This window comes from Burkholderia sp. Ac-20345, assembly GCF_017104825.1.
Classification (GTDB): Bacteria; Pseudomonadota; Gammaproteobacteria; order Burkholderiales; family Burkholderiaceae; genus Burkholderia; species Burkholderia lata_B.
Window position 1 is genome coordinate 35,013 of the sequence record NZ_JAAGPO010000072.1, and the last position, 13,184, is coordinate 48,196.

Here is a 13,184-nt window from a genome sequence, read left to right on the forward strand (position 1 = left end):
GCGCGAATGCCGGGGCGCCGCGCGACCGGACGTTCATTGCAATGCGTGGCTCGCGGCGCTCGCGCGGTAAGCGCGCCAGCCGCCGAAGTGCGTGATGTCCCGCGCGCCGTCGAGCGCCGCGCTTTCACACAGGAAACCCTGCACCCGAGAGCCGTCCGCGAGCGTCAGCGTGCCGATGCCGAGCGGATCGGCAATGCCGGCGACGAAGCTGCCGTAAGCGTCGACCGGCATCTCCCAGATCTCGACCGCGATCGCCGCGCCGCCGTCCGGCACGCGCACGAGGCCCGGCTTGGCGACGCCGCCGGATGCCGCCGCGGACAGCGCATAGAGACGGTAGGCGGGCGCCGTCGTCGTCGCGGCGACAAAACGTCCGCCTCGCTGCGTGAGCTGCCCGTTCAACGGTTCACCACGCAGATGCGCGCCGACGACCGCCACGCGCACGACGCCGTCGGACACGCCGGGCGCAAGCGCCGTCGTTGCACACGCGTCGCCGGCGACACCCGCCTGCAAATCGCCACCCTCGCCCGCGCCGCCGCCGCGTTCGCCCATTTCAGTCCACGCCTGCGCAAGATCGAGCAGCCGCGCGTCGTCGTGCGCGCGACCGACGAACGTGATGCCGAACGGCAACCCTGCATGCGGCCCGGTTTCGCAGCGGCCGGCGGGCACCGCGATCGCCGACAGGTCGAGCAGGTTGACGAAGTTCGTGTAGTAACCAAAACGCGAATTGATGCTGACCGGGTCGGCTTCGAGGGCGTCGACGGTCGCCGTCGTGGCCGAAGTCGGCATGACGATCGCGTCCAGTCCGTCCCATGCGCGACCGGCCTCGACGCGCAACGTCGCGAGCGTGTCGAACGCGGCAAACGCATCGGCCGCGCTGAAGCGCGACGCGCCGCCGACGATTTCGCGGATCACCGGATGCAGCGCATCGGGCTCGCGCGCGGCGAAGGCACCGATCGCGGCGAGCCGTTCGGCGACCCACGGGCCTTCGTAAAGCAGCCGCGCGGCAGCCAGGAACGCGCTGAAATCGATCTCGACGATCCGCGCCCCGGTCACTCGCAGGCGCTCGAGCGCGGCGCGCCATGCGGCGCGATACGATTCGTCGCCGAAGAATTGAAGCTGATCGGCGCGCGGCGTGCCGAAGCGCAACTGCCCGAACGGTCGCGCCGGTTGCGCGCGGAGCCCGTCCGCGCCCAGCAGCGGCTGCCATGCGCGTCCGTACGGATCGCCGTCGGTCACGCCGTGCGCGACGGCGAACACCGCCCGCGCGTCGGCAGCCGAATGCGCGAACACCGACACGCAATCGAGCGACCGGCAGGCCGGCACGACGCCGAGCGTGCTCAACACGCCCTTGGTCGGCTTGAGCCCGACGAGCCCGTTGAACGCAGCCGGCACGCGCCCGGAGCCGGCCGTGTCGGTGCCCAGCGAGAACGACGCGACGCCGAGCGCCACGGCCACCGCCGACCCGGAGCTCGACCCGCCCGACGCATAACGCGGATCGAGCGCATTGCGGCACGCGCCATAGGGCGAGCGCTGGCCCGACAACCCGGTCGCGAACTGGTCGAGGTTGGTCTTGCCGATCGGGATCGCGCCGGCCGCGATCAGCCGCTCGACGACGGGCGCGCTGCGCGCCGGCGTGTAAGCGTAGGCCGGGCATGCCGCTGTGGTCGGTATGCCGGCGAGGTCGATGTTGTCCTTGATCGCGAACGGCACGCCGTACAGCGGCAATGACGCGATGTCGCGCCCGGCCAGCGCGTCGGCATACACCGTCATCTCGGCATGCGTCAGCGGCCGGATCCAAGCGTGATGCGGATCGCCCGCAGCGAAATGCGCGGCGATCGCGCCGACGAGCGCGTGCGGCGTCAGGTCGCCCGCCGCATAACGCGCACGCAGCGCCGCGATCGAGCGGACGCCCGGCAAGATCGAACGTTCCGTCGTGCTCATGCAACCTCCTCGGCGGCGCCCGCCTTCATCACCATCAGCCGCTGGCCGGCCACCACCGCCGCGCCCGGCGCGCAATCGACCGTCTCGATCGTGCCGTCTTCCGTCGCCGTCACCGCGACCTCCATCTTCATCGACTCGACGATCGCGACGACCTGCCCTTCGGTCACGCGCTCACCTGCTTCGACCAGCACCTTCCACACGCTGCCCGATACGTCCGCGGCAATCGCGCGCTGCGTATCGGCGAGCGCGCCGCCTTCCCGCGCGGCGTCCGCATCGCCCTGCGCCGCGTCGCCGACGTATTCGGCATGCCCGGCCACCCGCCACCGTTCGCGCTCCGCTTCGAACGCCGTCTGCTGCGATGCCTTGAACGCGGCGATGGAATCCGCCTCGTCGCGCAGGAAGCGGTTGTATTCGCCAAGATCGAACACCGATTCCTCGATCTTCAGCCCGGCGCGCCCCGCGACGAAATCCGCGCGCAGTTCCGCCAGCTCAGCCTCGCTGACTTCGTAGAAGCGAATCTCGTCAAAGAAGCGCAGCAGCCACGGCTTGCCGGCTTCGAACTCGCGCGTGGTGCGGTGGCGGTTCCACATCTGGACGGTGCGGCCGACGAACTGATAGCCGCCTGGCCCTTCCATCCCGTACACGCACAGATACGCGCCGCCGATGCCGACCGCGTTCTCCGGCGTCCAGGTACGCGCGGGGTTGTACTTCGTGGTGACGAGCCGGTGGCGCGGATCGATCGGCGTCGCGACCGGCGCACCGAGGTACACGTCGCCGAGGCCCATCACGAGATAGCGGGCGTCGAACACGACGCGCTTCACGTCGTCGATGCTGGCCAGTCCGTTCATCCGCCGAATGAACTCGATATTGCTCGGGCACCACGGCGCATCGGGCCGCACCGACTGCATGTAGCGTTCGATCGCGATGCGCGTCGACGGATCGTCCCACGACAACGGCAGATGCACGATGCGGTTCGGCACGCGCATGTCGGCGACTTCCGGCAATTCACGCTCGGCCGCCTGCAGATGCGCGAGCAGTGTGTCGAGCGGCAGGGTCCGCGCGTCGAACTGCACCTGCAGCGAACGGATGCCCGGCGTCAGGTCGAGCATGCCGGGCAGGCGGTGCGCGTCGAGCCAGCACATCAGCGCATGCACGCGAAAGCGCAGGTTCAGGTCCAGCACGAACGGCCCGTATTCGACCAGCACGTTCCGGTCGCCCGAGCGCCGGTAGACCACGCCGATGCCGCCGCCGGCCGACGGGTCGCGATGCAGTACGCAATCGTCCGGCGCACCGGTGGGTGCCGGACGCGCAATCGCGTCGGCGGCTGGCTCGGTTGACACGCCGGCGCGCACGAACTGCACGGTATCGCCCGGCCGCAGTTGCCCGAGCTTCCACAACTCGTCATGCACGACCGTCACCGGGCACACGAAGCCGCCGAGGCTCGGGCCGTCCGGGCCCAGGATCACCGGCATGTCGCCGGTGAAATCGACTGCGCCGATCGCATACGCGTTGTCGTGGATGTTCGACGGATGCAGGCCGGCCTCGCCGCCGTCCGCGCGTGCCCATTGCGGCTTCGGCCCGATCAGCCGGATGCCGGTCCGGCTCGAGTTGTAATGGACCGTCCACTGCGTGCCGTACAGCATCGCGATGTCGTCCGGCGTAAAGAAATCCGGCGCACCGTGCGGGCCATCGAGCACGCCGAGCGTCCACGCGTGCGTCAACGCGGGAATGTCCGCCGCGGCCAGCGTTGCGCCCGCGTCGCCGCGCCCGGCCTCCGCGTCCAGATGCAGCACGTCGCCCTTGCGCAGCGCACGCCCTGCGTGGCCGCCGAACTGGCCGAGCGTGAAGGTCGCCTTGCTGCCGAGATAGTCGGGCACCTGCAGGCCGCCTTTCACGGCCAGGCAAGCACGCACGCCGGCGCCCGTCACGCCGCCCAGCTTCAGCACCGCGCCTGGCCGTGCACGCAGCACCCGCCAGAACGGTGCGGGTTCGCCATCGAGCGATGCCGCGAGCGGCGCGCCGCCGAGCACGAAGAGCGTCTCGGCGTTGAAGCGCAGCGTCGCGCCGACCATCGTGAATTCCAGCCCGGCCGCGTCGCGTGCATTGCCGAGCAACGCATTCGCGAGCGCGAACGCGCGATCGTCCATGGGCCCGGACGGCGGCACGCCGACGTTCCAGTAGCCGACGCGCCCAGGCGCCTGCTGCACGGTGGTCTGCACGCCGCCGTCGAGCACGTCGATCGTGTGCGGCGCGAACGCGAAGCGCGACAGGAAGGCTGTCGTCGATGTACCGCGCGCGAACGTGTCCGAACCGGCAATCGCGCGCAGATAGTCGAGGTTGGTTTCGATGCCGTACAGCTCCGTGCGCGCCAGTGCGCCCCGCAGCGCGGCCAGCGCGTCGCGGCGCGTATCGCCATGCACGATCAGCTTCGCAAGCAACGGATCGTAGTACGCGCTGATCTCGGTGCCCGCCTCGATCCATCCGTCGACGCGCACGTCGTCCGGAAACGCGACATGCGTCAGCAGCCCCGCGCTCGGCAGGAACTGCTTGTGCGGATCCTCCGCATAGAGCCGCACCTGGATGCTCGCGCCGCGCGGCGCGACGGCGAGCGTGGCGAGCGGCGGCAGGTCGCCCTCCGCCTGGAGGATCATCCATTCCACGAGATCGATGCCCGTCACCGCTTCGGTCACGCAATGCTCGACCTGCAGCCGCGTGTTCACCTCGAGGAAATAGAACCGGCGCGTGTTCGCGTCGAACACGAATTCGACCGTGCCGGCCGACGCATAGCCGACCGCGCGGGCAAGCCGCACCGCACTCGCGTGCAACGCGGCGCGCTCTTCATCGGTGAGGTCCGGCGCGGGCGTTTCCTCGATCACTTTCTGGTTGCGGCGCTGCACCGAGCAATCGCGTTCGCCGAGCGCGATCGCATCGCCGCGGCCGTCGCCGAAGATCTGCACTTCGATGTGCCGCGCGTGCTCGACGAATTTCTCGAGATACACGCCCGCATGCGCGAAGTTCGCGGCGCCGAGCCGCACGACGGAATCGAACGCCGCTTCGAGCTGCGCGGCGTCGCGGCACAGGGACATGCCGATCCCGCCGCCGCCCGCGGTGCTTTTCAGCATCACCGGATAGCCGATCGCGTCGGCTTCGGCGAGCGCCGTCCGTGCATCGTCGAGCAGGCCCGTGCCCGGCAGCAGCGCGACGCCCTGCGCAGCAGCGAGCTCGCGTGCGGTGTGCTTGAGCCCGAACGCGCGCATCTGGTCGCCACGCGGCCCGATGAAGCGCAGGCCCGCGGCTTCGCATGCGTCGGCGAAGCCGGCGTGCTCGGACAGGAAGCCGTAGCCCGGATGCACGGCTTGCGCGCCCGTCTCGCGTGCGGCGGCTAGGATCGCCGCGACGTTCAGGTAGCTCTCCGCCGCCGGTGCGGGGCCGACCCGCACGGCTTCGTCGGCGAGCGCCACGTGACGCGCATCGCGGTCGGCGTCGGAGTAGATCGCGACCGACGCGATCCCGAGCCGCTTCAGCGTGCGGATCACGCGGCACGCGATTTCGCCGCGGTTCGCGACGAGGACTTTCGTGAATCTCATTCAGCCTCCCAGACCGTGAGGCGCACCGGCGTCGGGTTGTACCCGTTGCACGGATTGTTGAGCTGCGGACAGTTCGAGATCAGCACCGTGACGTCCATCTCCGCGCGCATCTCGACGTACTTGCCCGGTGCGGAAATGCCGTCCTCGAAGGTCAGTCCGCCGAGCGGCGTGACGGGCACGTTCATGAAGAAGTTGACGTTGCCGACGAGGTCTCGCTTGGTGAGTCGCGCACCCGCGCCGCACGTGCAGTGCGCGATCGCGTTGAGGAAGCTGTCGCGGCAGTTGTGCATGTGCCGCTTGTCGAGCGCATAGCGCACGGTGTTGCTCTCGGCCGCGCAGGCGCCGCCGAGCGTATCGTGGCGGCCGCAGGTATCGGCGACGATCGTCAACAGCGGGTTGCCCCGGCTCGACAGCAATACGCTGCCCGCGCTCAGGTACAGGTTGCGCTGTGCGCGGATGGTGTCCTGCGCGCTGTAACGCTCTTCGGGCTCGTCGGAGCGGTAGAACAGCGTGTCGACGGCCTGGTTGCCCTCCAGGTCGAGGATGCGGAAGACTTGTCCGCGCTTCAGCTCGTGCAGCCACGGTTCGCCCGCGTTCAGCGTGGTGTCGTGGATCGCGTCGCGTGGGTCGAGACGGCTTTCGATGATCGGCATGGCTCGGCTCCTTACGCAAACAGGCGATCGGTATTGGTGAAGCCGCGCGTGTTCTCGGCGCAGGTGCGGCGGCACGGGTCGTCTTCCGGTGCCGCGCCATCCGCCGGATACGCGCGGTACGCGATCAGCTTCACGGCCTTCGGCGCATAGTCCGGGCGTGGATCGAGCGGATGCGGCGCCGTCGAGAACGCCGCCAGCGTGTTCATTTCGAAGCGCAGGTCGACGGCGCTGCCGGCCGGCGAATGTCCGGCGACGAAATCGAGCGCGCCGTCGTCGCGTGTGTCGAGCTTGCTGAAGAAATTGACGTTCGCGACGAGGTCGCGCGCCGACAGCCCGTATTTCGCGAGTTCGAGCACGAGGCTGTCGCGGCCGTTGCGGATCATCGCGTTGCGATCGGCCTGGTACGACGTCGTGCCGTACTTGTGCGCGAACAGCCGCGCATCGCCGACGCCGCCGAGCGGGTCGTGCCAGCCGAGCGTATCGGCCGTGATCGATGCGATCACGCGCCCCATGTCCGTGTACAACGCGTGGCCGCGCGTGAGATGCGCGGTGTGCTGCGCCTTCAGCGTGTCGGCCATGTTGTAGCGTTCGAGCGGGTCTTCCTGGCGATGAAACACGGCGGACAGGTTCGCGCCGCCGTCGATATCGACGATGCGCAGCGCGAGACCGCGGCGCAGGATGCCGGACCAGTGGGTTCCGGCGGGAATGAGCGTTTCCCACACGACGTGTGGCGGCGGGGCAAGGACGGCTTGGGGGCTCGGCGACATGGCGGCTCCGTGGTCGGTTGGACAAAAGGCGTGAGAGGGCGACCGAACGACATCGCGACCTCCCGGGCTTTTATCCCTCCGTGGAGCCTCGCCGTTTCCTCGAATCGAGGAGAAGACAAGACCGGATTGCTCTCGGACCAGCCATCGCGCAGCGCGAACGCCGCACGACCGGAACCCTAGCGATCCTGAAGATGATGCAAATTGCTTCGCACCTCTCGGGCAACGACTAAGCGAGTTGCGTGCCAGCGTGTGCGGAATCGCCGCGCCACGCGGCTTCCCGGCATGCGCGCGTTGACGCGCGCCGCACCGGATTCGGATGGCTGCCCTCGCGGCGGGCGTGCCGCGCACCATGCAAACGCGCTCCCGCACCGGCGCAGTGCGCGCCGCGCCCGCCTGCACGACACGATCGGCGATGGCATGGGCATTGCTCGATGCATGCACCTTCACTCGTTACGCGACACCTCATGAACAAGCTCGACCTGCTCCGGCGCGCGCTGAGCGCGCTCTTCTCCGCCCGCTTCATCGAACTGCAGCGCATGTCGCGCCGCCGCTGAGCCCGCCCGCCGCGCGCCGTTGGCACGCTTCTCGCTCGGCATGACGCCGAGAGGTGCGGCGGCGTCGCATCTTAGGGGTGCTAGGGTTCCGGTTCATCGAACGTCTGGTCCGAGAGCAGCCCGGCGCGGGTTCGTCCGATCGCGAGACCGGACGCGCACGCGCTACACGGCGGGACAAAAGCCCGGGAGATTGGCGATGGCAACGGCCGTCGCGCCTCTCCGTGGCCGCTTCATTCGTTCCGCATCCGCAGGAACCGGCCACGCGGCCGGACCGTGCATTGGCATGGTCCGTATCGACGATCCCGATCCCGGTCTCCTGGAGAAAACGATGACCCGCCCCGCCCTGGCGCTCCACCGCCTGCTGTCCCGCCGTTCCGTCCGTCACGCATTGGGGGCCGCTGCCACGGCCGCCACGCTACTCATGGCACCCGCCGCGCACGCGGCAGCGCCGCTCAAGATCGGCTACAGCGACTGGCCCGGCTGGGTCGCGTTCCAGGTCGCGCTGGACAAGGGCTGGTTCAAGGAGGCCGGCGTCGATGTCGATTTCGAATGGTTCGATTACTCGGCATCGCTCGACGCATTTTCCGCGGGCAAGCTCGACGCGGTCGCGGCGACGAACGGCGATGCGCTCGTGACGGGCGCGGCGGGCGCGAAGAACGTAATGATCCTGCTCACCGACTATTCCGCCGGCAACGACATGATCGTCGCCAAGCCGCCGCTGCGTAGCGTCGAGGCGCTGAAGGGCAAGAAGGTCGGCGTCGAACTCGGTCTCGTCGATCACCTGCTGCTCGAAACCGCGCTGCAAAAGCACGGGCTGAAGGACGGCGACGTGACGCTCGTGAACGCCAAAACCAACGAACTGCCGCAGGTGCTCGGCTCGTCGACCGACATTGCCGCGGTGGCCGCGTGGCAGCCGAACGCCGGCGAGGCGTTGAAGCGCGCCCCGGGTGCACGCGCGATCTTCACGTCGGCGGATGCGCCCGGGCTGATCTACGACGCGATCACGGTCGCACCGGCGAGCCTCGCCGCGCGCCGTGCCGACTGGGCCAAGGTGATCAAGGTCTGGTATCGCTGCGTCGCCTACATCAACGATCCGAAGACGCAGGCCGACGCGGTCAGGATCATGTCCGCACGCGTCGGGCTCGCGCCGGAGCAATACCTCCCGCTGCTGAAAGGCACGCACCTGCTCGACGAGGCTGCCGCGAAGCGTGCGTTCCGCAAGGGTGACGGGCTCGACTCGATCTATGGCTCGACGCGCAACGCGAATGCGTTCAACGTGCGCAATGCCGTGTACAAGCAGTCGCAGGACATCGACGCGTATATCGATCCGCGCCTGGTTGCACCGCATTGACGAACGCGGGGCCGGGCTTCGAGCGCCGGCCCCGCACGCGGTCGCACACGCACATCCTCCTGTTGCCGCCGCGCCGCGTTCGCATCAATGCGCGGGTGCGTCCGGCGACGGCAGTCCCGGCACCACCGCCCCGACGAACTGCCTGAATCAGGGCTACCCGATCGGTATCGTTCGATCGAACGCGAACATTACGTGCTCGCCGCGGCCGAACTGTGACTCGGTGCTGAGGTCATCCTGCCCGCCCCCGCTTTAAACACGTCGAACCATATCCGCCCGATTTCGCGGCGCAATGTATTGATCGCTCTCGACGTCATGTCACCGCGCCGGCTCAAGCGGCGTCGCGTCACGATACCGGATCGTGTCGGCCATGGCCTCTGGATCGCACGGCGTCGGCGTGCCCGGGTACGTCGACGGCCGGCCGACAGAACATCCACCAGCCCCTGCCTCGCCGCGATTCTGCGTGAATTCGCAGAGGACCTTTCCTGTGCAGCGCCTTAATCGACGGCCGCACGATCTCCAATAATGGCCGCTCGATCCGCCGGCCACCGGGCCGGGAAAACGATAAAAACTCCTATGCATTCCTACAAGATGAACAAGCACGCCAGCACTCGACTCGCGGGGACCGCCATCGCCACCTGCCTGACCGCCCTCGCGTCGGGCGGTGTACACGCACAGAGCAGCGTGACACTGTACGGCCTGATCGACACGTCGATCACCTACGCGACCAACCAGCGCACGCACGGCGCCGGCTCGCCGGGCAGCGGCACCGTCGCGATGACGAGCGGCGCACTGAACGCGTCGCGCTGGGGGCTGCGCGGCCGCGAGGATCTCGGCGGCGGGACGGCTGCGGTCTTCACGCTCGAAAACGGCTTCTCGGGCACCACCGGCGCGCTGTCGCAGAAAGGCGTCGACATGTTCGGCCGTCAGGCATGGATCGGCCTGAGCTCGACGACGGCCGGCACGCTCACGTTCGGCCGCCAGTACGACCTGATCCTCGATTTCGTGACGCCGCTCGGCGCGTCCGGTCCCGGCTGGGGCGGCAACCTCGCGGTGCATCCGTACGACAACGACGATTCGAACCGCAACCTCCGCATCAACCAGGCGGTGAAGTACACGAGCCCGACGTACCGCGGGCTGACGTTCGGCGCAATGTACGGGTTCTCGAACACGGCCGGACAGTTCTCCAACAACGCGGCGTGGAGCGCGGGCGTGTCGTATGCGAACGGGCCGCTGAAGCTCGGGGCCGGCTACCTGAAGATCAGCCGCGACCGCAATGCCCCTAACCCGAACGGCGCGCTGAGCACAGTCGACGGCTCGGCGACGATCACGGGCGGCAACCAGCAGATCTGGGCCGCGGCCGGCCGGTATGCGTTCGGGCCGCATTCGGTCGGCGCCGCATGGTCGCACTCGACCACCGACGGCGTGACGGGCGTGCTCCAGGGCGGCAGCATCGCGCCGCTGAAGGGGGAATCGCTGGTGTTCGACAACTTCACGGTCGACGGGCGCTTCTTCGTCACGCGTGCGTTGAGTCTCTCGGCCGCGTACACGTACACGATGGGCCGCTTCGACACGCGCACCGGCCAGACGCGCCCGAAATGGAACCAGGTCGTCGCGCAAGCCGACTATGCGCTGTCGAAGCGCACCGATGCGTATCTCGAAGGCGTCTACCAGAGCGTGAGCGGTGGCAACGGCAATCCCGCGTTCAACGCGACCGTCTGGACGCTGACGCCATCGGCAAACAGCAACCAGGTCGTCGTCGCACTGGGGCTGCGGCACAAGTTCTGACGGTGCAACACGGAGCGGCGCAGCGCAACGCTGCTGCGCCGACCGTGTCGGGCATGCATTTCCAGCACCGCTCGATCGTCATGCCCCGAGCCGGAAAGGCCGCGCCCGTGCGCGGCCTTTTTCGCTGTGGCATCGCCCCGCGCGACGGCAGGAATGCCGCCCGGTCTGTCTCGTCCGCGCAAATAAATGCGGAGAAACTGGTCACGCTGTGACATTTTTCCTAATCTGTTTGCAGCGACGCCGAGATTTGGCGTTCCGGTCGCAACACTCTTTCATATGGCGCACCACCGGCTTACGAACATGATTCGCGTCGTTGATGCCGGGCCTTTCGCGCCATTGCGGCCGGATACGGACGTGCCGATCGCACGTCCCACGCGTTCAACGCAGTCAACTGCTGGAGGCGAACGATGAGCAAAACGAACCGATTTGCGATCCTGGCAACCGTCGTACTGCTGGCCGGTTGCCACCATGCGGCGAAGACGCCCGAGAATGCCGGCACCGCGCCGACGCCCTCCAGCGAAGCCGTCGCAACGGTGACGGCCGACGATCTCGACAATCCGAACAGCCCGCTCGCGAAGCGCAGCATCTACTTCGATTTCGACCAGTACTCCGTCAAGCCCGAATACCAGTCGCTAATGCAAGCGCACGCCGACTACCTGCGCAGCCATCCGGCGCGGCACGTGCTGATCCAGGGCAACACCGACGAACGCGGCACGTCCGAATACAACCTCGCGCTCGGCCAACGTCGTTCGCAGGCCGTGATGAGCGGACTCGAAACGCTCGGCGTGCCGGCCACGCAACTCGAGGCGGTCAGCCTCGGCAAGGAAAAGCCGGTCGCGCTCGGCCACGACGAGGATTCGTGGGCACAGAACCGCCGCGCCGATCTCGTCTATCGTTGATCGCAGGCCACCGTGACGGCGGCATCCGCAACCAGTGAAGCATGACAGCGCGCTGGCCGCCGTTGCGGTCACGGGTACCGTTCGGTTCGTCCCGTTCATACGGGTCGCCGCTCAGGCACGCGACCTCACCCCGCGTCGCGCTCAACGCCGGCGTTCGAGCCGCCGATGGAGCCAGCTCGACAACACCGCCGACGTCACGATCGCATCGATCGTGGCGATCGCGTTGATGTCGCCAACCTTGTCGGCGTTGATCAGCCAGGTCTGGAACAGCACGTAGCCGATCATCGTGGCGGTGCCCACAACCATCCCCAGCAGTACGAACCAGCGCCGCCGGATCCGCGTGCCGATTGCGCCCATGATGCCGCCCGCGACCGTCGCGGGCAGGAAATAGCCGAATACGAACGACGCGATAAAAATCATCGGCACCATGCCGGCACTGATTTTCAGGACGTCCCACGACGGGCCGTCGATCAACGACCATGCGATCAGCATCACGCCGGGCCAGACGAGCGCCGCGACCAGCGGGCCGCCGACGGCAAACGACATGCAGCCGAGCACGACGGGATTGGACGGACGCGACGGCGGACGTTCGGAGGTGGCACTCATGTTTTTTGTAGTCGGAATCGGAATGGCGGCGTGCCGGAGTGTACCAACGCACGGTGCGATGGCTCCGGTCCGGCCCCTTTGCGTTCGACGATCCGCAATCAAAACGCATGGAATAAACAGCCCGCCCGAAACGTTTCGTCAGCGTGCAGACGCGCGGTTCATGCGAACCGGGCTAACCCGCGGCCTGCGCGTGGCAAGGAGGCGGAAAATGAAATCGTCAACGTTGGCTGCGGCGCTGATCGCGGCGCTGGTGCTCGTGCTGTCGGCGGGATGTACGTCGTCGGATCGCGGCGTATCGCAAGGACCGGGCATGAGCCGGTACGGCGGCGGTGGCGCGGGAGGTAGCGGAGGGGGTGGCGGAGGAGGCGGCGGCTACTGAAGAGCCGCCGCAATAAATCGGGCGACGCGTCGCGCGCGAGTACCGGAAACCGGCTGAATCGCGCGCGACGCCCCGCCCTGCAGCACGACTTAACGCATGGCCTTCACGTCGGCCGGCGTGACGCTCGCGGGCTGGCCGCCCCACGTCGCACGCAGGTAGTTCGCGAGCTGTGCGAGTTCGTCGTCGCTCAGCGTGTGCGCGAAACCGGGCATCGGCTGCAGGTTCTCGAACCCGGCAAACTTCTGCTCGCCGATGCCATCGAGCATCGCGACCAGCAGGTTGCGCGGGTCGCCCTGACGCACCGTCGAATTGCCGTTCATCGGCACCGCCACGTGCGGCTTGCCTTCACCGTCGAAACCGTGACAGCCCGCACAGACCGCGAGATACACCGAGCGGCCGGCCGCGAGTTGCGCGGCGTCGGCCGACACCGGCTTCACCGGTTGCGGCGCGGGCGGCGTATCGCCCAGCAGGTACACGGACAGCGCGCGCAGGTCGTCCTTCGTCATGTATTGCGTGCTCAGGTGCACGACCGGGTACATTTCGCCGAATGCCGAGCCTTGCGGCGCGATGCCGACGCCGAAGAACGTCTGCAGGTCGGCGCCCGTCCAGCCGCGCGCGGCGAGGCCGGCCGGCGTGATGTCGGGCGCGGCCACGCGGCCGAT

Annotated in this window: 10 protein-coding genes and 2 riboswitches; of the genes, 4 read left to right on the forward strand and 6 right to left on the reverse strand. The window is 68.2% G+C overall.

Going from position 1 to position 13,184, the window contains the following annotated elements; translation table 11 throughout:
- Positions 1-33: 33 nt before the first annotated feature.
- Genes atzF through G3O06_RS24695 form a run of 4 tightly spaced genes read right to left on the reverse strand, consistent with a single transcriptional unit; the run spans position 34 to position 6,948 of the window.
- Positions 34-1,941 carry an allophanate hydrolase gene (gene atzF / locus G3O06_RS24680; protein ID WP_205817793.1) on the reverse strand — a complete coding sequence of 636 codons (1,908 nt, stop codon included), beginning with the start codon at positions 1,939-1,941 and terminating at the stop codon, positions 34-36.
- Entirely contained in the window at positions 1,938-5,528 is a 3,591-nt protein-coding gene (uca, locus tag G3O06_RS24685; protein ID WP_205817794.1) for an urea carboxylase, read from the reverse strand. The genes atzF and uca overlap by 4 nt, the downstream gene beginning before the upstream one ends.
- The gene (locus tag G3O06_RS24690; protein ID WP_205817795.1) at positions 5,525-6,181 is read right to left on the reverse strand and encodes an urea amidolyase associated protein UAAP2; all 657 of its coding nucleotides are present in this window, start codon (positions 6,179-6,181) and stop codon (positions 5,525-5,527) included. The genes uca and G3O06_RS24690 overlap by 4 nt, the downstream gene beginning before the upstream one ends.
- A gap of 11 nt (positions 6,182-6,192) precedes the next feature.
- Complete coding sequence (locus G3O06_RS24695) at positions 6,193-6,948, reverse strand: urea amidolyase associated protein UAAP1 (protein ID WP_205817796.1); 756 nt, start codon at positions 6,946-6,948, stop codon at positions 6,193-6,195.
- Positions 6,949-7,005: 57 nt separating this feature from the next.
- Positions 7,006-7,139, reverse strand: a riboswitch (guanidine-I (ykkC/yxkD leader).
- A gap of 432 nt (positions 7,140-7,571) precedes the next feature.
- Positions 7,572-7,693: riboswitch (guanidine-I (ykkC/yxkD leader) on the forward strand.
- A gap of 137 nt (positions 7,694-7,830) precedes the next feature.
- Here G3O06_RS24695 and G3O06_RS24700 point away from each other — a divergent pair.
- The 3 genes from G3O06_RS24700 to pal all read left to right on the forward strand — a co-directional run bounded on the left by G3O06_RS24700 (position 7,831) and on the right by pal (position 11,537).
- On the forward strand, positions 7,831-8,853 hold the full coding sequence (locus G3O06_RS24700; RefSeq protein WP_205817797.1) for an ABC transporter substrate-binding protein: 1,023 nt from the start codon (positions 7,831-7,833) through the stop codon (positions 8,851-8,853).
- 588 nt (positions 8,854-9,441) lie between these two features.
- Positions 9,442-10,638 carry a porin gene (locus G3O06_RS24705; RefSeq protein WP_175000353.1) on the forward strand — a complete coding sequence of 399 codons (1,197 nt, stop codon included), beginning with the start codon at positions 9,442-9,444 and terminating at the stop codon, positions 10,636-10,638.
- A 407-nt stretch (positions 10,639-11,045) separates the two neighbouring features.
- Positions 11,046-11,537: a peptidoglycan-associated lipoprotein Pal gene (gene pal, locus G3O06_RS24710; RefSeq protein ID WP_205817798.1), complete on the forward strand. Its 492-nt coding sequence runs from the start codon at positions 11,046-11,048 to the stop codon at positions 11,535-11,537.
- 141 nt (positions 11,538-11,678) lie between these two features.
- Here the strand turns inward: pal and G3O06_RS24715 are convergent, their stop codons facing one another.
- On the reverse strand, positions 11,679-12,143 hold the full coding sequence (locus G3O06_RS24715; RefSeq protein ID WP_174970112.1) for a hypothetical protein: 465 nt from the start codon (positions 12,141-12,143) through the stop codon (positions 11,679-11,681).
- A 208-nt stretch (positions 12,144-12,351) separates the two neighbouring features.
- Here G3O06_RS24715 and G3O06_RS24720 point away from each other — a divergent pair, with 208 nt between their 5' ends.
- Positions 12,352-12,522, forward strand: coding sequence for a hypothetical protein (locus tag G3O06_RS24720; RefSeq protein WP_174970111.1), 171 nt, complete (start codon positions 12,352-12,354; stop codon positions 12,520-12,522).
- A gap of 89 nt (positions 12,523-12,611) precedes the next feature.
- On the opposite strand, the gene G3O06_RS24725 is transcribed toward G3O06_RS24720, so the two are convergent.
- A partial coding sequence (locus tag G3O06_RS24725) for a cytochrome c (protein ID WP_205817799.1) occupies positions 12,612-13,184 on the reverse strand: 573 nt, incomplete at its 5' end.